General features: G+C 64.1%; 22 protein-coding genes. 12 read left to right on the plus strand and 10 right to left on the minus strand.

The features are described 5' to 3' along the window. Window positions 1–2 precede the first annotated feature (2 nt). Entirely contained in the window at window positions 3–2,237 is a 2,235-nt protein-coding gene (locus MRBLPB4O_RS22075) for a beta-galactosidase (RefSeq protein WP_341796599.1), read from the minus strand. A gap of 80 nt (window positions 2,238–2,317) precedes the next feature. Further along, complete coding sequence (gene dinG / locus MRBLPB4O_RS22080) at window positions 2,318–4,462, minus strand: ATP-dependent DNA helicase DinG (RefSeq protein ID WP_341796600.1); 2,145 nt, start codon at window positions 4,460–4,462, stop codon at window positions 2,318–2,320. Between the two features lie 98 nt (window positions 4,463–4,560). On the opposite strand from dinG, the gene MRBLPB4O_RS22085 reads away from it, so the two are divergent. Next, complete coding sequence (locus tag MRBLPB4O_RS22085; protein WP_341796601.1) at window positions 4,561–5,025, plus strand: CopD family protein; 465 nt, start codon at window positions 4,561–4,563, stop codon at window positions 5,023–5,025. A 102-nt stretch (window positions 5,026–5,127) separates the two neighbouring features. Here MRBLPB4O_RS22085 and MRBLPB4O_RS22090 read toward each other — a convergent pair whose 3' ends face one another. From MRBLPB4O_RS22090 to MRBLPB4O_RS22105, 4 genes are all read right to left on the minus strand, one after another. Next, complete coding sequence (locus MRBLPB4O_RS22090) at window positions 5,128–5,886, minus strand: collagen-like protein (RefSeq protein ID WP_341796602.1); 759 nt, start codon at window positions 5,884–5,886, stop codon at window positions 5,128–5,130. After that, entirely contained in the window at window positions 5,879–6,154 is a 276-nt protein-coding gene (locus MRBLPB4O_RS22095) for a DUF1145 domain-containing protein (RefSeq protein WP_341796603.1), read from the minus strand. The genes MRBLPB4O_RS22090 and MRBLPB4O_RS22095 overlap by 8 nt, the downstream gene beginning before the upstream one ends. A gap of 98 nt (window positions 6,155–6,252) precedes the next feature. After that, complete coding sequence (locus MRBLPB4O_RS22100) at window positions 6,253–6,972, minus strand: OmpA family protein (protein WP_341796604.1); 720 nt, start codon at window positions 6,970–6,972, stop codon at window positions 6,253–6,255. 88 nt (window positions 6,973–7,060) lie between these two features. Next, entirely contained in the window at window positions 7,061–7,753 is a 693-nt protein-coding gene (locus tag MRBLPB4O_RS22105; protein WP_338744993.1) for an OmpA family protein, read from the minus strand. 159 nt (window positions 7,754–7,912) lie between these two features. On the opposite strand from MRBLPB4O_RS22105, the gene MRBLPB4O_RS22110 reads away from it, so the two are divergent. Genes MRBLPB4O_RS22110 through MRBLPB4O_RS22125 form a run of 4 tightly spaced genes read left to right on the plus strand, consistent with a single transcriptional unit; the run spans window position 7,913 to window position 9,585 of the window. After that, window positions 7,913–8,407, plus strand: a complete 495-nt coding sequence (locus tag MRBLPB4O_RS22110; RefSeq protein ID WP_341796605.1) for a DUF6231 family protein — start codon at window positions 7,913–7,915, stop codon at window positions 8,405–8,407. Window positions 8,408–8,409: 2 nt separating this feature from the next. Further along, window positions 8,410–8,886, plus strand: coding sequence for a YchJ family protein (locus tag MRBLPB4O_RS22115; protein WP_341796606.1), 477 nt, complete (start codon window positions 8,410–8,412; stop codon window positions 8,884–8,886). A gap of 2 nt (window positions 8,887–8,888) precedes the next feature. Next, window positions 8,889–9,374 (plus strand): LEA type 2 family protein, encoded by a 486-nt coding sequence (locus tag MRBLPB4O_RS22120; RefSeq protein ID WP_341796607.1) that lies wholly within the window; start codon window positions 8,889–8,891, stop codon window positions 9,372–9,374. 7 nt (window positions 9,375–9,381) lie between these two features. Beyond that, window positions 9,382–9,585: an SEC-C metal-binding domain-containing protein gene (locus tag MRBLPB4O_RS22125; RefSeq protein WP_019471879.1), complete on the plus strand. Its 204-nt coding sequence runs from the start codon at window positions 9,382–9,384 to the stop codon at window positions 9,583–9,585. 24 nt (window positions 9,586–9,609) lie between these two features. On the opposite strand, the gene MRBLPB4O_RS22130 is transcribed toward MRBLPB4O_RS22125, so the two are convergent. The 4 genes from MRBLPB4O_RS22130 to MRBLPB4O_RS22145 are packed head-to-tail and all read right to left on the minus strand — an operon-like array spanning window position 9,610 to window position 13,212. Further along, window positions 9,610–10,512, minus strand: a complete 903-nt coding sequence (locus tag MRBLPB4O_RS22130; protein ID WP_341796608.1) for a pyridoxal-phosphate dependent enzyme — start codon at window positions 10,510–10,512, stop codon at window positions 9,610–9,612. Continuing rightward, window positions 10,509–11,717 (minus strand): MFS transporter, encoded by a 1,209-nt coding sequence (locus MRBLPB4O_RS22135; RefSeq protein WP_341796609.1) that lies wholly within the window; start codon window positions 11,715–11,717, stop codon window positions 10,509–10,511. The genes MRBLPB4O_RS22130 and MRBLPB4O_RS22135 overlap by 4 nt, the downstream gene beginning before the upstream one ends. Next, window positions 11,714–12,502: an alanyl-tRNA editing protein gene (locus MRBLPB4O_RS22140; protein ID WP_341796610.1), complete on the minus strand. Its 789-nt coding sequence runs from the start codon at window positions 12,500–12,502 to the stop codon at window positions 11,714–11,716. The genes MRBLPB4O_RS22135 and MRBLPB4O_RS22140 overlap by 4 nt, the downstream gene beginning before the upstream one ends. Further along, the gene (locus MRBLPB4O_RS22145; RefSeq protein ID WP_016498234.1) at window positions 12,499–13,212 is read right to left on the minus strand and encodes a serine O-acetyltransferase; all 714 of its coding nucleotides are present in this window, start codon (window positions 13,210–13,212) and stop codon (window positions 12,499–12,501) included. Before MRBLPB4O_RS22145 ends, MRBLPB4O_RS22140 begins: the two co-directional genes overlap by 4 nt. Before the next feature lie 172 nt (window positions 13,213–13,384). On the opposite strand from MRBLPB4O_RS22145, the gene MRBLPB4O_RS22150 reads away from it, so the two are divergent. The 7 genes from MRBLPB4O_RS22150 (at window position 13,385) to pdeM (ending at window position 24,493) form a co-directional block, all read left to right on the plus strand. Continuing rightward, on the plus strand, window positions 13,385–14,725 hold the full coding sequence (locus MRBLPB4O_RS22150; RefSeq protein ID WP_016498233.1) for a PLP-dependent aminotransferase family protein: 1,341 nt from the start codon (window positions 13,385–13,387) through the stop codon (window positions 14,723–14,725). A gap of 103 nt (window positions 14,726–14,828) precedes the next feature. After that, window positions 14,829–17,270: a penicillin acylase family protein gene (locus MRBLPB4O_RS22155; RefSeq protein WP_341796611.1), complete on the plus strand. Its 2,442-nt coding sequence runs from the start codon at window positions 14,829–14,831 to the stop codon at window positions 17,268–17,270. 107 nt (window positions 17,271–17,377) lie between these two features. After that, on the plus strand, window positions 17,378–18,394 hold the full coding sequence (locus MRBLPB4O_RS22160) for a ligase-associated DNA damage response exonuclease (protein WP_084966543.1): 1,017 nt from the start codon (window positions 17,378–17,380) through the stop codon (window positions 18,392–18,394). Beyond that, a complete protein-coding gene (locus tag MRBLPB4O_RS22165; protein ID WP_341796612.1) occupies window positions 18,391–20,049 on the plus strand; it encodes an ATP-dependent DNA ligase in 1,659 nt (552 codons plus the stop codon). Before MRBLPB4O_RS22160 ends, MRBLPB4O_RS22165 begins: the two co-directional genes overlap by 4 nt. Window positions 20,050–20,210: 161 nt before the next feature. Next, window positions 20,211–21,326 carry a succinylglutamate desuccinylase/aspartoacylase family protein gene (locus MRBLPB4O_RS22170; protein WP_341796613.1) on the plus strand — a complete coding sequence of 372 codons (1,116 nt, stop codon included), beginning with the start codon at window positions 20,211–20,213 and terminating at the stop codon, window positions 21,324–21,326. A 66-nt stretch (window positions 21,327–21,392) separates the two neighbouring features. Next, window positions 21,393–23,846, plus strand: coding sequence for a ligase-associated DNA damage response DEXH box helicase (locus MRBLPB4O_RS22175; RefSeq protein WP_341796614.1), 2,454 nt, complete (start codon window positions 21,393–21,395; stop codon window positions 23,844–23,846). Further along, window positions 23,843–24,493, plus strand: a complete 651-nt coding sequence (pdeM, locus tag MRBLPB4O_RS22180; RefSeq protein WP_341796615.1) for a ligase-associated DNA damage response endonuclease PdeM — start codon at window positions 23,843–23,845, stop codon at window positions 24,491–24,493. Before MRBLPB4O_RS22175 ends, pdeM begins: the two co-directional genes overlap by 4 nt.

Raw genomic sequence — 24,493 nt, forward strand, 5'->3', positions numbered from 1 at the left:
GCTCAGGGAGCCGGTTTTTCCAGCAGGGTGCGCAATTGGCCCATCGCCTGCAGGTTGCTCTTGCGCACAGCGTCGACAAACCCCGGGTACGGCACATCGGTGATCGCCACCAGCCCGAGGTGGCCGTTTTCGCCGTCAAGCAGGCGGCCGCTGGCCGGCTGGTCGAGGTACTGGAACCAGTGCGCACCAACGATCATCGGCTGCGCCAGGGCCGCCTTGAGGAAGTTGCCGTAAGCCGGGCCGCGGTCTTCTTCCCGCGCCAGCTCCAGCGGCCCCGGCCAGAACGGCCCGCGATCTCGTGAACCGAACTGGAACTCGGACACCAGCACCGGCTTGTCCAGCTCGGCCAGGCGGGCAAAATCGTAGCCGTCCTGCGGCTTGAGGGTATAGAAGTTGAAGCTGAGCACATCGCAGAACTCGGCACAGGCCTTGACCGCCTCCGGCGTGCTCACCGCGTAGCGGCCACCGAGCAGCAGGTGATTGGGGGCATGCCACTTCAATGAATCGGCAATGGTCTTGAAGTAGGTCTCGGCGAACACCTGCTGGAAGTGCTGGTAGTCGCGCTCGATTTCCGGGTGTTGCGGGTCGGGCAACGGCGCCTCGAAGCCCGGGTCTTCCATGAGTTCCCAGGCGGTCAGTTCGATGCCCCAGGCCTTGGACAGCCCTTGCTGATTGCGGTACTTGTCACGCAACTGCTTGAGGAAGGCGCGCTTGGCCGGTACATCGGTAGTCAGGCGCAAAGTGCCATAAGCCAGGCCATACCGGGCTTTAGGGTCGCTGCCTGGGGCAGCCCAGGCCAGCTCGTTGTCGGCGAAATAGCCAATCAGCCAAGGATCGTCACGGTGATCACGGGCGGCAATGGCCACGGCGCGCTCGGTGGCCATGGCAAAGCGCGGGTCGAACGGGTCGGGCATGCTGCCCCACCAGTCCATGCCGGTGCTGATGCTGGCGTAATCACCCACGATCGACAGCGGCAGGGTGTAGGGCATGCGCTTGGCCAGGCCCAGGGCGGGCTCGCTCCAGTTGCCGATCGTGTTGAAACCCCAGGCCTGCAAACGGTCCAGCGCATGCGTTTGCCAGCGGGCAGCGTCCAGAACCAGTGGCGGGCAGTTGGCTGGCTGCCCTTCTGCGCCAGGCGGGCAGGGTTTGCCGTAGGTACGCTGCACGTTGGCGGCATAAAAATCGAACCAGCGCCCTTGCTTGAAGTGGCGCCCTTGCGACGAGGCATTGCCATCGTCGTTGTTGCCCTCGCCGTAGAATGCGGCCAGAGCATCGCCCTCGCCCGGCAACCCCTTGAACATGCCTTCACGGCCGGCGACGTAGGTACGCCCGCCATCTGCGGCGACGGCGTTCACCCCCAGGGAATAGAACGGGTGCCCTTCCGGTGTTACCAGGTACCAGCGGCCATCACGCTTTTCGGTGCGAAAGAAGCCCTTGGCCTCGAAGGCCGGCCCTGCCAGCAGCCCGCCGTAGCCATCGAGTTGCTGCTTGCCGCGTTCAGCCAGCCAGCCCTTGAGCTGCTGCTGTTCACGCGTATCGGCCGCCTTGAGCTGCTCGTCATTGGCAACCTTCTCGGGCCAATTGCCGCGCGTGGACTGGCCATAGGCATCGATCAAATCCTTATAGGCCGCCTTGTAGGCCTGGTCGTCATCCTGAATGCCTACTCGCTCGATCAGCAGGTTCTGCGCCACCTTGGGGCTGGGGATGCTCAGGCTGACCGAGGCCACCTGCTTGAGGTCTACCGCGCCCGCGCTGCTGGTCAGCAGCAAGCGCTGGCCACCATGGTGCCACGGCATGGGTGGGCCGGCGCGCATGCCCTGGCTCAGCGGCGAGCTGGCCGTCAGCGGCACCATCACGGTTTGCGCGGGGCCGGCCGGCAGGTCAACGCGGCTGGTCAAGGTGCGGCCATCGCTGCCTTGCACCGTGACATCCACCGTCAGCGCCCAGTCCATGGCACTTTGCATGCGCAACGTGAGGAACTGCCCGGTGGACCAATCCCACGCCTCGCCTTGCGGGCTCAGCCGCAGGGTGGGCCGCTCGACCGGGTTGAACACCACTCGCCGCAACACCTCGCCCTCGGCCGTTTGCTCCGCGTTGTACTGCGGCATGCCGGCATCCTCGGTCACCACATTGACCACCGAGGCCGGGCGCACGAAGCTGAACAGCGTCTGCTGCCCGGCCAGCAAGGGCGAGCTGAACAACAGGGCGAAAACGGCAGGCAGGGTGAGGCGGACCATAAGGCTGGGGCTCTCCTTCAGGCCCCTTACGGGACCAAGACTGAGTAATGGACAACGCGCCGGAGCAAGTGCTCCGGCGGTCAGGAAATCTCCCGCCGGAACGGCGGCAGCGCATTGAGAATAGCCTTGCCGTAGCGCTGGGTGACCAGGCGCCGGTCAAGCAAGGTGATGACACCGCGATCTTGCTCGGTACGCAGCAGGCGCCCGCATGCCTGGATCAGCTTCAGCGAGGCGTCGGGTACGGCAATTTCCATGAACGGGTTACCGCCGCGGGCTTCTATCCACTCCGCCAGTGCGGCTTCGACCGGGTCATCGGGCACGGCAAATGGAATCTTGGCAATCACCACATGCTCGCAATAGGCGCCAGGCAGGTCGACACCCTCGGCAAAGCTTGCCAGGCCGAACAGCACGCTGTGCTGGCCATCGTCGACCCGCGCCTTGTGCTTGTTCAGGGTTTCCTGCTTGGACAGGTTGCCCTGGATCAGGACCAGCTTGCGCCAGTCACGGTCCAGGCCATCGAACACATCCTGCATCTGCTTGCGCGAGGAGAACAGCACCAGCGCGCCACGGGCATCTTCGACGATGTTCGGCAGCTCGCGGATGATTGCCGCGGTGTGTGCCGCCGCATCGCGTGGGTCGGCCTTGAGGTCGGGCACCCGCAACAGGCCAGCGTCGCCGTGCACGAACGGGCTGGGCACCACACAGGTCATCGCATCACGCGGTAAACCGGAGCGCATGCGGAAGCGGTCGAACTTGCCCAGCGCGGTCAACGTCGCCGACGTCACCAGCGCACCGTGGGCAACGCTCCACAGGCTGCGGCGAAGCATCTCGGCGGCAAGGATCGGGCTGGCGTTGACTTCGATGTCGAACATCGCACCGCTCTCGGCCAGCGTCAGCCAGCGAGCCATGGGCGGGCTGTCTTCCGGGTCTTCGGCGGTGAAGGCCGTCCACAGTTCCCAGTTGCCCTGGGCACGGGTGACCAGGCTGCCGAACAGCGGGTACCACTCCTCGGCCTGGTGGCTGGCGATGCCGATATTGACCTCGCCGTCCATGCCTTCCTTGAGCAGATCGGCCAGGCGGGTGAACAGGTCGTTGAGGCGGGCAAAGCCCTTCTTCAGCTCGATACCCACTTCACGAAGCTGTTCCGGCACGACGCCGCCTTCGAAGCGATAGCGCGGGCGCTCACGGCCCTCGGTGTCTTCACTGGGGCGGAAGTCGGCAACCTGCTCGCAGAGGGTGAACATGAACTGCTGCTGGGTGCGCACTTCGCGCGCCAGCTCCGGGACCTGTTCGATGTACTTGCCCAGGTCGCCGGGCAGCGGGTGCTGGGCCAGCAGCTTGGTCAGGTTCTTGGCGGTCTGTTCCAGCCAGTCTGCGGTGGAGCGCAGGCGCGAATAATGAGCGAAGTGGCCGATGGCCTTGTCTGGCAGGTGGTGGCCTTCGTCGAACACGTACATGGTGTCGCGCGGGTCGGGCAACACTGCACCCCCGCCCAGGGCCAGGTCGGCCAGCACCATGTCGTGGTTGGTAACGATCACGTCTACCTTGCCCATGCCTTCACGGGCCTTGTAGAACACGCACTGCTGGAAATTCGGGCAGTGGCGGCCGGTGCACTGGCTATGGTCGGTGGTCAGGCGGGCCCAGTCCTGGTCTTCCAGGGCTTCTGACCAGCTGTCACGGTCACCGTCCCAGCGGTTGCCGGCAAGCTTCTCGATCATGCTGTTGAACAGCTTCTGGCTGCGCTCGTCGACCTCGATGCGAAAGCCCTCTTCCTCGAACAACTGGGCAGTGGCCGACTGGGCGTGACCCTCCTGCAGCAGGATGTCGAGCTTGGACAGGCACAGGTAGCGGCCACGGCCCTTGGCCAGGGCGAAGCTGAAGTTGAGCCCGCTGTTGCGCATCAGGTCGGGCAGGTCCTTGAAGACGATCTGCTCTTGCAGGGCCACGGTAGCGGTGGCGATCACCAAGCGTTTGCCAGCGGCCTTGGCGGCCGGGATGGCGGCCAGGCTGTAGGCCACCGTCTTGCCGGTACCGGTGCCCGCCTCCACGGCAACCACGGCAGGCTCGCCGGTGCGGCGGCCTTCATCGTCGCAGGCAATGTCGCCAAGCACCTTGGCCACTTCGGCGATCATCAGGCGCTGGCCATAGCGAGGCTTGAGGCTCTTGGCTTCGAGAAAACGCGAGTAGGCGCCCTGGATGGTGGCTTTGAGTTCGTTGCTGATCATGGTCTGCAGGCGCCCGTCGGGCTGGATATATTTTCAGTGTTTCGCATGGGGCGGCTATCATACCCCGCTATTGTCCTTTATGCCGCATGGAGATCCGGATGCTCGCCTTTGCCCTGCCCTACACACTGCATGTTCTGGCTGCCCTGGTATGGGTCGGCGGCATGTTCTTCGCCTGGCTGGTGCTGCGCCCGGCAACGGTTGCGGCCCTTGAAGGGCCTGCGCGGCTGCGGCTGTGGGTGGAAGTTTTCCGACGCTTCTTCGGCTGGGTCTGGCTGGCGGTGGCGATCTTGACGATAAGTGGTATCGGCATGTTGCACATGCGTTTCAGTGGCTTCGAGACTGCGCCGAAGTACGTGCAGGTAATGATCGGTGGCGGCATCGCCATGTTTGCCTTGTTCATGCGCATTCAGGCGCTGCTGCTGCCGGAGCTGAAGACGGCGGTGCAGGCCGAGGACTGGCCGACGGGTGCGGCGGTGCTGGGGCGGATTCGGCGGATGGTGGGGATCAACCTGCTGCTGGGCCTGGCAGTGGTCGCTGTGGCCAGTTCGCGCCTGATGATCTGACGGCTGAGTTATGCGTTGGAGATAGATCGAGCGCCGCGCGGGCGGCGCTCGATCGCATAGGCGCTGCAATTTCCCTCGCGAGAACTTCGCAGCCAAAAAGGTTCACAGGTGCTGCAGAATCAGCTCACCTGCGGCGCCTGCCAGGCCGGGCTGCCCAGGCTGCCCTGGCCGGCCATTGGCGCCAGCATCGGTGCTGTACACCAGGCAACCCTTGCTAGCTCCCCCTTTACCCGCCTTGCCCGCCGCCCCGGGCTTGCCTGGGGCGCCACCATCCAGGCGCACGACAACGCGCTCTTGCGCGAAGCCCTGCGGCACGCTCAGGCGAATGCGCCCTCCCGGCGCGCCATCATGCCCGTCGCCGCCGTTATCGCCATTGGCACCACGACTGGCCTGGCCCCAGGTGCAGCCACCCGCCTGGCCGTTGCCACCATCAAGCCCCACATAACCCGGAGCGCCCGCGCCACCACGGGCATCGATCGCCACCCGTTCGGCATCCACTTCAGCCAGTTTCAGGTCCAGGCTGCGGCCCGGACGAGCTGCCCGCTGATAACTACCCGCCGCCCCGGGGGCACTGAATTCACTGCCCTCACCCAACTTCGCGCTACGCGCCTCGATCACCAGGGGGCTATCGGAGGGTGCGATGGCGATGCGCGCATCACGCCCCAGTTCCAGCTGGTCGACCGTCAATTGCGCAAGCGAGGCAGGCAGCAACAGGGTTGCCGCATCCGCGACACGCAGGTGCGTGAAGTGCACGCTGGCCGACTTGTCGGGCAGGCGCAGCATGGAATTGGCGGCGACCTCCAGGCTTTCAGCCTGGGCCAGGGGAGCGGCCAACATGGCCAGCAACATCAGATTACGCATTTCGCGGCGCCTCCTGCGCACGGGGAATGGACATGACATGGAAGATACCTGTCAGCAGGATCTGCAAACGGTCGAACCAGCGGTGGCTGCGCCCACGCAGGCTGCCATTGAAGAACAGCACCTCGAGCAGGTGCAAGCCGAACAGGACGATGCCAGCGGCATTGATCAACAGATTGAAAGGCACAGGTTGTGGCATCAGCTGATTGAACAACGCCACACCCCAGAAAGCGACCGTCAGGACCTTGCCCAGGCCCAGGATGAACTTCATACCCCGCCCCTATTGAATGTTGTTATGTCGAGGCGGCCCGTTCGAGCGGGCCGTGCGACCCACATTAACTGCAATGCCAAGTCAGGCGCCAGCAGCGCTCAGTTGAGGTGCAGCTCCACCCGTCGGTTGCGCGCGCGGCCCTCCTCGCTTTCGTTATCGGTGATCGGCTGGCTTTCTCCGCGGCCCTGGCTGGTGACCTTGCCCGGCTCCAGGCCCTGACTGATCAGGTACTCGGCAACGCTGCTGGCACGGCGCTCGGAAAGCGCCTGGTTGTAGCTATCGGAACCCACGTTGTCGGTGTGCCCGATCACACTCACCTTGGCTATCGTCGGCGAGTCGAGTTTTACCACCAGGCCTTGCAGGCGTTGCTGCGCCGCCGGGGTCAGGTCAGCGGAATCGAAGGCAAACATCACCGCACCGTTGTCATCGAGGATGATCACCTCTGGCGAGGGCTCAGGTGCAGTGGCAGGCGCCGCTGCCGGGTACTCCTTCAGCGGGCAACCCATGTGGTCGACTGCAGTGTTGGCGGGGGTATCGGGGCAACGATCGCGGCGGTCGAAAATACCGTCGCCATCTTCGTCGCCATCCTGGGCGTAACAGATCAGCCCACCGGCGATAGCGCCCAGGGCACCGCCACCTGCGGCCCAGGTAGAACTTTCAATAGCGCCCAGGCCGCCACCGACCAGGCCGCCCAGCAGGCTGCAGATGGGCCAGGTCCTTTGGTTGAGCGGCGCACTACCATCGCTGTGGGTTGCACAACCCGCGAGCAGGCTGGCAGCCACCAACAGCGGCAATGCCGCCTTCGACGTCACACTCATGCTGAATGCTCCTGTGTCATCGGCCACGAACGGCTGACTGGCATGAAGACGCGCCCGCGCCACTGCTCAAGGCACGGGCGCACACCGTCTACCGCTGGATCTTGATTTCGGTACGGCGGTTCATGGCACGCCCGTCGGCCGTGGCATTGTCCGCCACCGGCTGGGTTTCACCAGCACCGACCACCGAAACGAAGCTGCTGCGCGGTACACCGCTCTCGACCAGGTAATCGGTCACCGAGTGGGCGCGGCGCTCGGACAGTTTCTGGTTGTAACTGTCGGAGCCGACGCTGTCGGTATGGCCGCTGACGCTCAGGCGGGCAGACGGCGCTTCCTGTTTCAGGCGCGTGGCAATGGTATTGAGGCGCTCTTTGTCACTGGCGGTCAGGCGCGCGGAATCGAACTCGAAGTGCACATCGCGGATGACGATGACTTCTTCCTTCTGCACCACCACTTCTTCCACCACCGCTACCGGCTCAGGCGGGCACCCGTTGGCATCGACCTGCACACCACGCGGGGTGCCCGGGCACTTGTCACGGCTATCCGGCACGCCGTCGCCATCCTCGTCGCCATCGCCATGGGCCCAGCAGTAGCCCGCCGCCAGGCCACCGCCCAGCAACGCACCCCAGCCAGCCCAGCTGGAACTTTCAATAGCGCCCAAAGCGGCGCCGCCTACACCCCCGACGGCGGCACATTTCGGCCAGTCGGTTTTTTGCAAACCTGCACAACCAGTCAACACACTGGTGAGCAGTACCAGGGGTAACGCTGTGCGTACTATGCTCATTTCATTGCTTCTCCTAGGGGGAATCGGCATAAGGCCGATCTCTGGGAGTAAAGACCGCGCTTTCCAACCCTGCCAGCAATAAGCCACGACGTGGTCACATGCCTCTTTGCCCACACGCCGCGGCCCGCTAGTCTTGGACGACTTGAACGAGGATTGGCAATGACCGACGGTTTTTCCCAACGCACCCCGCAGCAAGCCCTCGCGGCCCTGCTCGAACGCTTCACCCCGCAACGCCTGCTACTGGTCGGTACGCGCTTCCCGGCGCTGGACGCCTTCGCCCAGGCGCACCCCCGGGTGACGATCGCCACGGCTGCCCCGGGCCCGCTGCCGGCCGAACTGGCGGCCCAACGCTTTGATCTGGCGGTGCTGGTGGACTGCCTGGAACACCTGCCCAAGCGCACCGGCCTGGAACTGCTCGGCGGCATTCGCAACCTCAATGCCAGCCGGGTAGCGGTGCTGGCCGACCTGGCCGCCTGCGGCTGGCAAGACACCGACTTCTTTGCCCTGGCGCTGTCGGCCAGCGAGAAATTCTGCCGTGACCAGCAGGTATTGAGCCTGTTCACCTATGATCTACATGACTACAAGCAGGTCCCGGACTGGCTCAACGCCAGGTTCTGGGCCAACCCTGAAAACTTCGGCAAGTACTGGTGGTGATGATGAGTGTCTCGGTCTGCCCTTGCGGCAGTGGCAACCTGCTCGACGCCTGCTGCGGGCATTACCATGCAGGTACCCCGGCACCGGATGCCCAGACGCTGATGCGCTCACGCTACAGCGCTTACGTGCTGGGCCTGGTCGACTACCTGGTGGCCACCACCCTGCCGGCCCAGCAAGCCGGACTGGACCAGGCCGCCATGGCGGCCTGGAGCGCCCAGAGCACCTGGCTGGGCCTGGAGGTGGAAGACGCCGAAGTACTGGGCGGCCAGCCGGAGCACGGGTTTGTCACCTTCACCGCGCGCTGGCACGACCAGGATGGCGATCACCAGCACCGTGAACGTTCGGCATTCGTCCAGCATGCCGGGCGCTGGTACTTCATCGACCCTACGGTTGGGCTGAAGGCCGGGCGCAACGACCCCTGCCCTTGCGCCAGCGGGCAAAAATTCAAGAAATGCTGCGCCAGTTACGTGGGTAGCTGAGCATGATGGCCCGCGCCCGCCTGCTGCTGCCCTGCACACTGACGGCATGCCTGGCCTTTCTGGCGGGCTGTGCCAGTTGGGGGGGTGACGACTGGCGCGAACCCGAAGTGCACCTGGTCGAGGTCGAAACGGTCAAGGCCAGGTTGCTGGAGCAGGAGTTCGTGCTGCACCTGCGGGTCGACAACCCCAATGACAGCCGCCTGTTCATCCGCAACCTGTCGTATGCAATACGCCTCAACGACCTGCTGCTGGTGCAGGACGAAGCCAGTGTCTGGCGCAGCGTGGGCGGGCACGCCCGGCGCACCTTCAAGATTACCGCGCGCACCAACCTGTGGCAGCACCTCAAGCCACTGGCCAAGCTGCTCAAAAGCAGGCAGCCGCTGCATTACACCTTGGAGGGCGAACTGGCGACCGGGTTGGTCATCCATCGGGACCTGCACTTATCGCGCAGTGGTGAGATAATCCCCGGCGATCACATCCCGGAGTAACCCTGCAATGTCTCAACAACCCCACGTTCATGGCCCTGACTGCAACCACGACCATGATCATGACCACCACCACGATCATGGCCATGTACACGGCCCGCACTGCAACCACGGCCACCAGGAGCCGGTACGCAACGCCCTGAAGGACGTTGGCCGTAACGACCCTTGCCCGTGCGGTAGCGAGAAAAAGTTCAAGAAGTGCCACGGCGCCTGATCGACTGACTCGATTCAAAACCTGCTACGCGGCCTTTCGCCGGGTCGCCCCCAGCAAGTCCTGGTACCAGAGGCCGGCGTCATAGGCGATGGTGACCAGGGTGGTTGCTGCATAGCGCGGGTGCTGTGCCATGCGCTGGGCGACGGCGAGGCAGGCTGCGGCGGTATTCCCCACGAAAATGCCACTTTGCATGTAGAACCAGCGCTGTGCAGCCAGCATTTCGGCGTGCTGCACCTGAGCCCGTTCGTCCACCAGCGCCCAGTCCATGAAGGGTGGGCAAACACCCACCGCCATGCCTTCAAAGCGATGGTCCGTGAACACGCCCGCCCTTGAATCACAACCGCTGGGGTCGACCAACACGGTCGAAACGTCAAAACCGTGGTCCTTCAGCCCCAGGGTAATGCCTGTGAAACTTGCGCCAGTGCCGGCGCAGCCGACAAACAGGATTTCCCGCCCGGCCCCGACGTTGGTCAATTGCACGGCAAGCTCACTGGCCGTCTGGTAACGATGGGCTTCAATGCCCACCGGGTTGTTGAATTGATCGGTGTAGAAATAGGACTTGCCCAGTGCGGCCTGGTTCTCCAGGTGATGCATCACGACATCCTTGGGTGTGGCGCCGGCCACCAGCATCTCTTTGCCGATCAGCCTGGCACCAAAACACTCCAGCAAATCCCGTTTGGTCTGGCTGAAGCCAAGCCCTACTGCCAGTTCCACGGCAACCTGGTACTTGTGGCAGGCCGCCAGCAAGCCGAAACCGAAACTGCCGCCGGTTTTTTCAATGACCGTGGTCACACCCGGGATGATGTCGCCGTTGCGCAGGGCATGCTCGACAATGTGCCGGGCTGCCCGGTATTTGTGGCTGCCGCCCGGGTTGTTCATTTCCAGTTTGGTGTAGATGCGTTCGCTGACGCTGATGAGCTCGCTCATTTGCGGCTACCTTCCATTGAAGTGTGCAGACAGGCCTTGTTCTGCAGCAGGCCGGCAGTGGCGAAGAGCAAACCGATGCAAAGGGCCATGCAGATGGCATTGGTGCCATCCCAGCCAACCGTACTCAGCAACAGCGAAGGGCTGAACGCACCGACGGTTGCCAGAATGGCAATGGCGAGGTCGTTCTTGCCCTGCATCTGCATCGCTGCCGGGCTGTTTTGCAGCGACTGGGCCAGCAATGCGCCGCCGCCCACATACGTCAGGTTCCAGCCCAGCCCGAGGGCAATCAGCGCCAGGGTCATCATGGCGTAGCTGTGCGACCAGATATTCAGCGCCGAGCAACCGATCAACAGTGCCAGCCCGGCACAGATGGTGGTCTTGATGCCCAGCTTCTGGATGATTGCGCCGGTAAAGAATGACGGTGCAAACATGGCAACCACATGCCACTGGATGGCCAGGCGGACATCAGAGAAGTCCTCATGCATGTGTTTCATGTGCATCGATGCCTGAATCATGAGCAGGTTCATGATCCCGTAGCTCAGCGCCGCAACCGCCATGGCAACTTTCACCGACGGGCTGAACGGTTCGCGGGGAGTGGCCGTTTTTTCCGCGTGCTGACTGGATTTGGCGATGCCGGCATCGTCGGGCAGGCAAACGGCAATCAACAGCGACATCAGCGCAAGGCCAACGAACGAGGCATAACACAGCGAAAATAGCGGGTACCCACCCACGTCCCTGAGCCACTCCGTCAGAGTCGGCCCCACCACGGCTGCAATCACGCCCCCCGCCACCACCAGTGAAAGGGCCTTGGGCTTGAGGCTCTGGGCCAGGTTGTCAGTGGCCGCGAAGCGGTTGAAGTTGGCGAAGGCGATATAAACGCCCAACGCTGAATGGCTCAGTACCAGCAGCTGGAAGTGCTGGTATTCCACGGCCAGATAACCGCTGACACCAGAAGCCGCCAAGGGGATCGACCCCAGCATGAAGGCTTTCTTGCGACCGATACGGCTCATCAACCTGGAGACTGGGTACGTTGCCAGCATCAGGCAGAGAAACTGGAACCCGTAGGGCACGGTGGACCACGCAGCAGCCGGCGCCAATGCGGCCCCGACGATGGCGGCCATGGTCACGGACATGACAGCGGACGTCAGGTTGATCGACTGTGCGGTGAAGTACAGGTAGGTACGCCGCGGGAGTGTGCTGTTCATAACGCAGGCTCGTGATAGGTGGAAACATCGATTTCGGCATCGGGGAACACGCAGATCAGCCGCTCTTTGCCTTTGCCCAGGCGTTTGCGGCGCACGGACATGCGCCCGATCCGCCGAGGCGACTCAAGGTGTGTGCCGCCACACGGGATTTCGATGCCGTTGTAGGTCCACAGGCGCGCATCTTCCAGGCCCTGCACCGCGTAGTGTTCGATGGGCGCATCGCAGGCGATCAGCTCATTTGCACGCCGTTCTATCTCCACCACGTCTTCGGCAGTGAATGCGTCTTCGACCAGAAAGTCGAAACGCGCCGAGTCTTCCTTGATATGGCAGCCGATGGTCCACTGTTTCAGTTCTTCACGCAGGCTGATGGCGGCGGCATACAGGAAGTGACTGGCACTGTGAGACAGTGTCAACCGTTCGCGTCGGTCGATATCTATAGTGATGCGGGCCGGCATGCCGACGGTGACTTCATCCAGCAAGTGCAAGTCATCAGGGTGCAGGCTGTGAATAATGATGCCGCCCAGTTTTCCGCCTTTGAAACCTTCCAGGCGAATAGGGCTACCGTAGAGTTTTTTAACCCAGACAAAGCGCACAGTGCCTATCGGCAGTTCAATCGTGCCGACGTCAGCTTCCTGGCCGCCACCTTCGGGATAGGCCACGGTACTCTGCAATTCGATACCGTCACTGTGTACCCGCGTTACTTGAGTATTCGCACCCGCCAGGTATTGGTCCTTGTAATAAAGTTTCTCGGTATTGCGCAACACTTCATAATTCAGAGAATTCATGGTTCCAATACCACCTGCAGTGATGTTTTTACCTGCACACGGGCGGCGGCAGGGACGTCTTTGGTAATGATGCAGCCCGGCCCGATGAAGGCGCCGTCGCCGACGTGGATAGCACCCAGCACACTGGCGAACGCGCCGATCTGTACCCGGTTGCCCAAGGTCGGGTGCCTGGGGCTCGAAGGGTTGTCACTGATACCGCGGGCGCCCAGGGTGACGCCGCCCAGCACGTAGCAATCGTCACCAATGGTCGATGTTTCACCAATGACGGTGCCCATGCCGTGATCGATGATGAATCGCGCACCGATACGGCTGCGGAAATGAATTTCCGCCCCCGAGAGCATTTTTCCGCGCCTGGAGATCATGGCGGCCAGGCACTGGCCGCCAGCACCGTAGGTAGAAGCCGTATTGCAGTAGACCCAGTGGGCAAGCCGATAATGCAAAACCGCAGAATAAGAGGTGTAAGTTCTTGCAATAAATACCAGGTCGCGGCCAGCCGCTGGATCTTTTTGGGCAAAGGCCTGCAAGTCGGCATGGGCCTGTTCGGAAACACTTTCAATAATCAGTGTTTCTTTCAGCGCTTCGAACTCGTCGATTGAACAGCATTCCAATAACGCCGAGGTCACAAGATTCTTGACTACTTTGAATGACGCCAGTTCGTCAGGCAAAGGGAGCCTGGCAATGACGGCAGATTGCATGTCCATAGTATGCATGGGCTTGATATCCAGTTGTCTGGTCTGCACAGACGCTAAAAGTGCCGCCTTTGCTGGCAGCCGAAAGTTCCGACAAGGGGATAGTGGCAGGTACTGGCCATTTGCAAACGAACAGTCGACAAGCATTTCCGTTAACTGTTAGGCTTTTTTTTCTAACGGTTTCGGACCTGCCATGAACCCCTCCAGCCTTCATCACCTGTTGAAACAGCGCCTGGATGCAGGCGAGTGGTCGCCAGGGCAACGCATGCCCTCCATTCGCAAACTCACGGCCGCCGTCGATTTCAGTTACCACGACGTGGTATCGGCGTATGCCCAGCTGGTCAGCGAAGGTGTGTTGACGGCCTCGCCCGGCCGCGGCTACTTCGTCGCCAACCGCAGCCGGCAGACGAGCGTGATCCACGAGCCCGAGTGCATGGCCGGCGATCCGCTGTTCCGGCTGCTGCAGGGCGGCCAGCACTACACCAAACTGGGCAGCGGCTGGCTGCCGCCGGCGTGGCGCGACACCGAGCTGCTGGCCAAGGCGATTCGCCGCACCGCGCGGCTGGAGCAAAGCTCGCTGGCAGAGTACGGCGACATCCAGGGTTACCTGCCCATGCGCAAGCAGCTGTGCGTGCACATGAAACGGCTGACCCGTGTCGAAGCCCGACCCAACCAGTTGCTGACCACCCTGGGCGCCACGCAAGGCCTGGACCTGGTTGCCCGGTTGCTGATCAAGCCAGGCGACCACGTGTTCGTCGACGAGCCGGGCAACGGCAACCTGATCAAGCTGATCCAGCTGGCGGGTGGGCACGTCGTCGGTATCCGGCGGACCCAGGACGGGCCGGATGTGGAGGAAATGCGGCGCTACCTGGCCATCCACAAGGTCAGAGCGTTCTTCTGCAACAGCACCTTCCACAACCCGACCGGCAGCAACATCAGCCCGCACAACGCCTTCAGCGTGCTACGCCTGGCGGTGGAGCACGAGTTCTACGTGGTCGAGGATGATGTGTATGGCGACTTCAGCCCTGCCGTGCGCCAGACCTTCGCCGAGCTGGACAACCTTGACCGGGTCATCTACATCGGCAGTTTTTCCAAATGCCTGTCCGCCTCGTTGCGCGTGGGCTTCATCGCCTGCTCGCAAGACCTGATAGAACCGCTGACCCGACTGAAACTGCTGACCTGCGTGGCCGTGCCTGCGTTTTGCGAGCGCTTCGTCAACACCATATTGTCGGACGGCACCTACGCCCGGCACATGAAGGATGTACAGCAGCGCCTGATCCGGCAGCAAGTCCAGACCCAACGATTGTTGCTCGAGCGCGGCTGGCAGTTCGAGATCGCGCCGCAAGGGGGCATGTTCCTCTGGGTCTACCACCCGGACCTGCCCGACCTGCAACCCCTGGTGCGCAAACTGGAGCAGCACAAGATTCTGCTGATGCCCGGCTCTGCATTCGCGGTCACCCGTGACTACCGACGCTATGCGCGTATCAATTGCACGCATTTTTCCGACACGCTGGCAGACCACTTCAACGTTTGAGCCCGCGCAGGCAAATAAACCGACACAGGACCTTGCACGGCGCCTGCGCGCTTACTACCTTAGCGCCTTTCGAAACCCGCCTCGCCTTGCAGGAGCCCTTGTCATGGCCGCCCCCGCCTTTCCTCCCTTCCGCCTGCGGTTTGCAACCGCCGCCACGCTGCTCGGCATGCTCGGGCTGGCCGGCTGCCAGACGGGCGGCCACCAGGACAGCGTGCCACCGACCAGCGGCGTGCAGCCGCTCAAAGGCCTGGCGCAGAACGTCTCGATCCGCCGCAACGCCATGGGCGCGCCATTGATCGAAAGCAGCAGCTTCCATGATGCGCTGTTCAGCCTGGGCTACGTGCACGCGGGCGACCGTATCGAACAGATGGTCGCCATGCGCCTGCTCGCCCAGGGCCGCCTGGCCGAACTGGCCGGCAGCGACGCGCTGGACATCGACCGCCTGATGCGCGCTGCCAACCTCAAGCAGAGCGCCGCCCAGCAATACGCCGACGCATCGCCACGGCTCAAGCGCTTCTTCGAAGTGTATGCACGCGGGGTCAACGCCTACCTGTTCCGCTACCGCGACAAGCTGCCGGCCGACCTTGCCAACAGCGGCTATCGCCCCGAGTACTGGAAGCCCGAAGACTCGGCGCTGATCTTCTGCCTGTACGCGTTCAGCCAGTCGGTGAACCTGCAGGAAGAACTGAGCGCCCTGACCCTGGCGCAGAAAGCCGGCAGTGACAAGCTGGCCTGGTTGCTGCCAGGTGCACCGGATGAGCCGTTGGCCGAAACGGAAGTGGACAAGCTCAAGGGCCTGAACCTGGCCAGCCAGTTGCCGGGCCTGCCAGCGCTGGCGGCCGCCAGCCAGAAACTGGCCGACCTTGATCTGCTCGGCAGCCCGGGCTCTGCCAACCTGGCGCTGGGCCCGCAGCGCAGCCGCAGTGGCAAGAGCCTGCTGGCCAGCGACAGCCGCGCCGCCTGGGCCCTGAGCCCGGTACAAATCCACACGGGCAAGTACCAGGTTGCCGGCCTGTCGTTGCCCGGCCTGCCGATCGTGCTGGCTGGCTACAACGGCAAGCTGGCCTGGAGCAGCAGCGCCGTGATGGCCGACAACCAGGACCTGTACCTGGAGCAACTGCGTCGCCAGGGCAGCCAGCTGACCTACCTCGCCGATGGCAAATGGCTGCCGGCCCGCGCCCGTAGCGAAACCTTCTTCGTCCGGGGCCAGCGCCCGCTGCGCGAGGTGATGTACGACACCCGCCACGGTACCCTGCTGGCCCAACCTGATAACGCCAGCCTGGGCCTGGCGCTGAACCTGCCACAGTTCAAGGGCGACCGCAGCCTGGATGCACTGTTTGACCTGACCCGTGCCAAGAACGTCGAGCGCGCCTTCGACAGCACCCGTGAAGTGACCGCCGCCGCCCTCAACTTCGTCTTCGCCGAGCCCGACCATATCGGCTGGCAGGTCAGCGGCCGTTACCCCAACCGCCGCGAAGGCCAGGGCCTGCTGCCCTCGCCGGGCTGGGACGGGCGCTATGACTGGGACGGCTATGCCGACCCAATGCTGCACCCCTACGACCAGGACCCACCCGCCGGCTGGATCGGCCACGCCAACCAGCGCAGCCTGCCACGTGGCTATGGGATGCAGTTGTCCAGCACCTGGTACTACCCGGAACGCGCTGAACGCCTGGCCCAGCTGGCCGGCAATGGCCGCCACGACAGCCGCAGCCTGATGGCCCTGCAAAACGATCAGGAGACCCTGCTGGCCGCCAAGCTCAAGCAGATGTTCGATGCCCCTGGCATGGCCCAGCCACTGAAACAGGCGATCGATGCCCTGCCCGCCGCACAGCGCGACAAGGCCAAAGACGCGCTGGCCCGGCTGAAAGCTTTCGACGGCCGTCTGAGCCCGGTGTCGGCGGATGCAGCGCTGTACGAGCTGTTCCTCCAGGAAGTTGCACGGCAAACGTTCCTCGACGACCTCGGCCCAGAGTCCGGCCCGGCGTGGCAGGCGTTCGTCAGCAATGCCCGGTTGTCGTTCTCGGCGCAGGCCGATCACCTGCTGGGGCGCGACGACAGCCCGTTCTGGGATGACCGCAGCACCCCGCAGAAAGAAGACAAACCCACCATCCTCGCCCGCAGCCTGGCTGGCGCGGTGGATGCCGGCACCGCACAACTGGGTGCCGACCGCCGCGCCTGGCAGTGGGGCAAGCTGCACCAGTACCGCTGGCCGGCACCGGCCTACCATGGCCTGGGCGATGCCACCAGCCGTTCGCCGCTGGCCGCTGGCGGCGATTTCACGACCCTGGCCCTCACGCCGTATGCCTGGGGCAGCGACTTCGACACCCGTCTGCCGGCCTCGGCGCGGATGATCGTCGACTTCGGCCAGGCCGAACCTTTGCAGGTGCTGACCAGCAGCGGCCAGTCCGGCAATCCGGCCAGCGCGCACTACAGTGACGGGCTGGATGCCTGGTTCAAAGGGCGCTTCATGAGCCTGCCGCTACAGCCGCAAAACTTCGGCAGGGCGTATGGCAACCCGCGGCTTACGTTGGTGCCCGGCAAATAAACGGCATTGCCTGCTTTGGGGCTGCTTGGCAGCCCCAACCATTTCCTGTCGAACTTCCTTTCACCCGCATGGCTCCTAACTGGTAACTCCAAACCGGCGCCCATGCCATGGACCTCGTTATCGCCCGCCCCGAAGGCCTCTACTGCCCGCCCGGTGATTTCTACATAGACCCTTGGCGGCCGGTGGACCGCGCCGTGATCACCCATGGCCACGGTGACCATGCACGCACCGGCAATGGCCATTATCTGACCGCCAGCCCCGGCGCCGGTATCCTGCGCAGCCGCCTGGGCCAGGGTATCAATTTGCAGACCCTGCCCTATGGCGAGCGCCTGATACACCACGGTGTGACCCTGAGCCTGCACCCGGCCGGGCATGTGCTGGGCTCGGCGCAGGTGCGCCTGGAGCATCAGGGCCAAGTCTGGGTCGCCTCTGGTGACTACAAGGTAGAGCCCGATGGCACCTGCACCCCCTTCGAACCGGTGCCGTGCCACACCTTTATCACCGAATCGACCTTCGGCCTGCCGATCTACCGCTGGCCAAGCCAGGGTGAGATCTTCGCCGGCATCAATGCCTGGTGGCGGGCCAACAGCGAACAGGGCAAGGCCAGCGTGCTGTTCTGCTACGCCTTCGGCAAGGCCCAGCGCATTCTGCATGGGCTGGACCCCAGCATCGGCCCGATCCTCGTGCATGGCGCCGTCGAGCCGCTCAACCGGGTGTACCGGGACGCCGGCATACACCTGCCGCAGACCCACTATGCCGGCGATATCCCGCGCAACGACCCTTTGCTGCGCCAGGCGCTGGTCCTGGCACCACCCTCGGCCGGTGGCAGCAGCTGGATGCGCCGCTTCGGCGAGTACAGCGACGCCTTCGCCAGCGGCTGGATGCTGTTGCGCGGCGCCCGCCGACGGCGCGGCGTGGACCGGGGCTTCGTGCTCTCGGACCATGCCGACTGGCCCGGCCTGCTGTGGGCAATCGGCCAGACCGGCGCCGAACGGGTGATGGTTACCCACGGCTCGGTCAATGTGCTGGTGCGCTACCTCAACGAACAAGGCCTTGATGCCCGCGCCTTCGCCACCGAGTACGGCGACGAGGACGACGTCGCCACTACCGAACCTGCACCATGAAAGCCTTCGCCACGTTGTACCTGCGCCTGGACGCGACCACGTCCAGCAATGCCAAGCTTGAGGCCCTGCGCGACTATTTCGCCAGTGCCCCCGCCGAGGATGCGGCCTGGGCCGTGTACTTTCTGGCCGGCGGGCGCCCGCGCCAGCTGGTGCCCACGCGCGTGTTACGCGAACAGGCAACGGCACAGGCCGGGTTGCCGGACTGGCTCTTTGAAGAAAGCTACCAGGCAGTAGGTGACCTGGCCGAAACCATTTCGCTGTTGGTGCCCGTACACGCCGATGGCAGCAATGAAGGCCTTGCCACCTGGGTGGAGCAATATTTGCTGCCGCTGCGCGGGCTATCGCCTGAGCAGGTTCAGCAGCGCCTGCAGCCGCTGTGGGCGCAGCTGGACCGCCCCAGCCTGATGCTGTGCCTGAAGCTGATCACGGGCAGTTTTCGCGTGGGCGTGTCCAAGCTGCTGGTCACCCGCGCCCTGGCACAACTGGCCGGGCTGGACGCCAAACGCATCGCCCAGCGGATGGTCGGCTATACCGATATCAGCCACCGTCCAACAGCGGCCAGCTACCAGAGGCTGGTTGCAGCCGAGTCGGCCGATGAACACAGCCAGCGCGGCGGCCAGCCCTACCCGTTCTTCCTGGCGCACCCGCTGCAAGCGCCAACGGAACAGTTCGACACACTGCTTGGGCCGCCAAGTGCCTGGCAGATCGAGTGGAAATGGGACGGCATCCGCGCCCAAGTGGTCAAGCGCGAAGGCCAACTGTGGGTTTGGTCGCGTGGCGAAGAGCTGGTTACCGAACGCTTCCCCGAGCTGCACAGCCTGGCGCAGACGTTACCCGATGGCGTGGTGCTGGATGGTGAAATCCTGGTATGGAAGCCAGGCGATACCCCCGCTGAACTGGCCGTCCAGCCTTTTGCCCTGCTACAGCAGCGCATCGGGCGCAAGACGCTAGGCAAAAAATTGCTGAGCGATGCCCCGGTGGTGCTGCAAGCCTACGATCTGCTGGAGTGGCAAGGCGAGGACTGGCGCAACCGGCCGCAGCACGAGCGCCGCCGGCAACTGGAACGGTTGGTGGAAGACCACCCACTGGCCCCGGTGCTGCTGTCGCCCCTGCTTGATGGCCCGGACTGGGCCGACCTCGCCCGCCAGCGCGAGCAATCACGCAGCCTGGGTGTCGAGGGCCTGATGCTCAAGCAACGTGAAGCCTTGTACGGCGTTGGGCGCACCAAGGACATGGGCACCTGGTGGAAGTGGAAGATCGACCCGTTCAGCGTCGATGCCGTGCTGATATACGCCCAGCGCGGCCACGGCCGGCGGGCCAGCCTGTACAGCGACTACACCTTCGCCGTGTGGGACGCACCGGCCGGCACACAGGGGCGCGCACTGGTGCCCTTTGCCAAGGCCTACTCCGGGCTCAGTGACGAAGAAATGCGCAAGGTCGACGCCATTATCCGCAAGACCACGGTGGAAACCTTCGGCCCGGTGCGCAGTGTGACGCCGACGCTGGTGTTCGAACTGGGCTTCGAAGGCATCGCATTATCGAAACGCCATAAAAGCGGCATCGCCGTGCGCTTTCCGCGCATGCTGCGCTGGCGGCTGGACAAGCCGGTGGAAGAGGCGGATGACCTGGCGACCCTGCAGGCATTGCTGGCCTGAGGCAGTTTCGGCCCCCGGAGGGCCTTTTCGCGGGCATGCCCGCGAAGAGGCCAGCACGGTGATCGAGGCGCAAGCGATGGAGGCGCAAGGCCAAAAACTATGCTTCTATCTTTGTGCCGACCCGTGTCGCAGACCGTATTCGCCACGCATCCAGGACCACCATGCACCATTCAACACACGACCTGCTCTCACCCGTTCCGGGCATCACCCGCCAACTGCACAGCTTTCACTTCGGCCCCCGCGGTGGTGGCAAGGTCTATATACAGGCCTCGCTGCACGCCGACGAGCTACCGGGCATGCTGGTGGCCTGGCACCTCAAACGCCGCCTGGCGGACCTTGAACAACAAGGCCGCCTGCAACGTGAAATCATCCTGGTACCGGTGGCCAACCCGGTCGGCCTGGAGCAAGTGCTGCTGGATGCGCCACTGGGGCGCTTCGAACTGCAAAGCGGCGAGAACTTCAACCGCAATTTCGTCGACCTGTCGGACAGCATCGGCGACCAGATCGAAGAACACCTGGCCCAGGACCCGGCCCACAACATCGCACTTATCCGCGAATACCTGCGCCGTGGGCTGGACGCACACCCGGCCCGCACACCCCTGCAGGCCCAGCGCCTGATCCTGCAGCGGCTGGCCTGCGACGCCGACATGGTGCTGGACCTGCACTGCGATTTCGAGGCGGTCGAGCACCTGTACACCACTCCAGACGCCTGGCCGCAGATCGAGCCGCTGGCCCGCTACCTGGGGGCCCAGGCCAGCCTGCTGGCCACCGACTCGGGCGGACAGTCGTTCGACGAATGCTTCAGCCTGGTCTGGTGGCAGTTGCAGCAACGCTTCGGCAAGCGCTTCCCGATTCCGCTGGGCTGCTGCTCGGTGACCGTCGAGTTGCGCGGCCAGGCGGATGTTTGTCATGACCTGGCCAGCAAGGATTGCCAAGCGATAATCAACTTCCTGACCCACGCGGGTGTAATCGAAGGCGCCAGCCCCTCCTTGCCAGCATTGCTCCACCCCGCCACGCCGCTGGCCGCTGTGGAACCGGTGTCGACGCCACTCGGCGGCTTGCTGGTGTATCACGCCAAACCCGGTCAGCACCTGGAAGCCGGCCAGTTGATCGCGGAAATCATCGACCCGCTCAGCGACCGGGTGACCGCAGTGCGTAACAGCCAGCCGGGCCTGCTGTACGCCCGCAGCGTGCGGCGCATGGCAACGGCTGGCATGGTCATCGCCCATGTGGCCGGCGAGCAGGTGTGCCGCAGCGGCTATCTGCTGGGCAACTGATTCGGTAAAACCATTGCCCCTGGCGGATGGTCTGTAGAAGCACACCCTTCGACGGACCACTGCCTCATGCCCGCCGCCACCGACCTTGCCAATGCCTGGTTCGCCAAACGAGGGTGGAAGCCGTTCGCTTTCCAGCGACGCGTGTGGGCAGCTGTCGAGCGTGGTGAGTCTGGCCTGCTGCACGCCAGCACCGGCGCCGGCAAGACCTACGCCGTGTGGCTCGCCGCGCTTCGCGCTTTCAAGCCCAAGCCCCAGGGCAGCCAACCTGTGCCCTTGCAGGTGGTGTGGGTCACGCCCATGCGGGCCTTGGCCGCCGACACTGCGCGCGCCTTGCAGGCGCCGCTCGATGAGCTTGAACTGCCCTGGCGTGTAGGCGTGCGCAGCGGCGACACCGGCAGCGCCGAACGCGCCCGGCAAGCACGGCGCCTGCCCAGCGTGCTGGTCACCACCCCCGAAAGCCTGACATTGCTGCTGACCCGGGCACAGGCGCGCGAAGATTTCGCCACGCTGCGCCTGGTGGTGGTGGATGAATGGCACGAACTGCTGGGCAACAAGCGCGGTGTACAACTGCAACTGGCGCTGGCCCACCTGCGCCAGTGGCACCCCGACCTGCCCACCTGGGGCCTCTCTGCCACGCTTGGCAACCTGCAACACGCGCTGGAGGTGCTGTTGCCGCAAGGCGGCCTGCTGGTGCAGGGCCGCCAGGACAAGGCGCTGCAGGTCGATACCCTGCTGCCGGCGGCAATAGAGCGCTTCCCGTGGGCCGGCCACATGGGCCTGAAGATGCTCGACCAGGTCAGCCAGGAGATCGATGCCAGTGCCAGCTGCCTGGTGTTCACCAATACCCGTGCCCAGGCCGAACTCTGGTACCAGGCCCTGCTTGAAGCCCGCCCCGACTGGGCAGGGCTGATTGCCTTGCACCATGCCTCGCTAGCCCGGGAAACCCGAGACTGGGTCGAGCGCAGCCTCAAGCAGGGCAGCCTGAAGGCAGTGGTCTGTACGTCTAGCCTGGACCTGGGCGTGGACTTCCTGCCGGTGGAGCGGGTGCTGCAAATCGGCTCGGCCAAGGGCATTGCCCGCCTGATGCAGCGGGCTGGCCGCTCCGGCCATGCACCGGGGCGGCGTTCGCGCATAACCCTGGTGCCCACTCACAGCCTGGAACTGGTGGAAGCCGCAGCGGCGCGCCAGGCACTTGCGGCCGGGCACATCGAAGCGCGCGTCTCGCCACGGCTGTGCATGGACGTGCTGGTGCAGCATTTGGTCAGCATGGCCCTGGGCAGTGGCTTTGACGCCGAACAGCTACTGGCCGAAGTGCGCAGCACCTGGGCGTTCGCCGCATTGCGCGACAGCCAGTGGCAATGGGCCCTGGACTTCGTCTGCCGCGGCGGCGGCTCACTCAGCGCCTACCCGGACTACCAGCGTGTCGAACGCCAGGCCGATGGCATTTACCGGGTCGCCAGCGAGCGCTTGGCGCGGCGCCATCGCATGAGCATCGGCACCATCGTCAGCGATGCCAACCTGCAACTTAAATATTGGTCCAAGGGCGGCGGGGGCAAGACATTGGGCAGTGTTGAAGAGGCATTCATTTCACGCCTGCGGCCCGGCGATACGCTGGTATTTGCCGGGCGCGTGCTGGAACTGGTGCGCGTGGAAAACATGACGGCCTATGTGCGTCGCAGCACTGCGCGCAAGGCTGCGGTGGCCCGCTGGAATGGCGGGCGCATGCCGCTGTCGAGCGAACTGGCCGACGCGTTGGTCGAACAGCTCGATGCCGCAGCCCATGAACGCTTCGACGGCCCTGAGATGCGTGCGGTGCGCCCGCTGCTGGCGCTACAGGCCCAATGGTCAGCGTTGCCCACCACCGGCACATTACTGGCCGAGACGTTCAAATCCCGCCAGGGCTGGCACTTGTTCCTGTACCCGTTTGCCGGGCGCATGGCCAACCTGGGCCTGGCCAACCTGATCGCCTGGCGGGTCAGCCACGTGCAGCCACTGTCGGTGTCCATTGCTGTCAACGATTACGGGTTCGAACTGCTCAGCCCCGGTAACGTGGACTGGGCGGCGCACTTACCTCAGGCGCTTGCAACCGGGCAACTGCTGGAAGATGTGCTGGCCAGCCTGAATGCGGGAGAAATGGCGTTGCGGCGCTTTCGTGAGATCGCCCAGATAGCCGGGCTGGTGTTTGGCGGGTACCCGGCGGCGCAAAAAAGCACCCGACAGATCCAGGCGTCCAGTGGGCTGTTCTACGAGGTTTTCCGCAAGCATGACGCCGGGAATCTGCTGCTGGGTCAGGCGCGGGATGAGGTGCTGAGCGAGGAGCTGGAAATCGAACGGCTGCATCGGCATTTGCTGAAAATGAACGGCCTGCAACTGGATATGCGTATGTTGAAACGGCCAGGGCCGTTGGCCTTTGCCTTGCTGGTGGAGGGCATGCGCGAGACCTTGAGCACCGAAAAACTGGCGGACCGCATTGCCCGGATGGTCGCCGAGCTTGAACGCGCGGCAGGCGGGCCAGAATGACCCATCAGCCCATCGAGCACTGCGGTCAGACGCTTTGGCTGCTTGCCGACAAGGCCATCTACTGGCCTGCTCGCCGGGCCTTGCTGGTTGCCGACCTGCACATCGGCAAGGCCGCCAGCTATCGCGCCCTGCATCAACCAGTACCGCGCGGCACCACCGCAGCGACCCTCGCCCGCCTAGACGCCCTGCTGGCAGCGCACGACTGCGAGCAACTCATCGTCCTTGGCGACTTTCTCCATGCGCGCACCGCCCGCGCACCCGCAACGCTGGCCAGGCTTCAGGTGTGGCGGGAGCGGCATGCGCACCTGCATATCGTGCTGATACGCGGCAACCACGATCGCAACGCTGGCGATCCACCCGCCTCGCTGCGCATTGAAGTACAGGACGAACCCTGGATACTGGAGCCGTTTGCGCTACAGCACGAGCCCCGGCCCCACACGATGCACCCGGTGCTGGCAGGCCATGTACACCCGGCTTTCGTCCTGCGCGGGAAGGCCCGTCAGCGCGTGCGATTGCCATGCTTCCTGATCGATGAAGGCGTCAGCCTGCTACCGGCATTCGGAGAATTCACCGGCGGCTGGACAATCGCACCAGGCGCAACCGGCCGCGTATACCTGGCCGGCGCAGGGCGTGTCTGGGCGCTGTAA

This window comes from Pseudomonas sp. LPB4.O (assembly GCF_038383825.1).
In the GTDB taxonomy this organism is placed as follows: Bacteria; Pseudomonadota; Gammaproteobacteria; order Pseudomonadales; family Pseudomonadaceae; genus Aquipseudomonas; species Aquipseudomonas putida.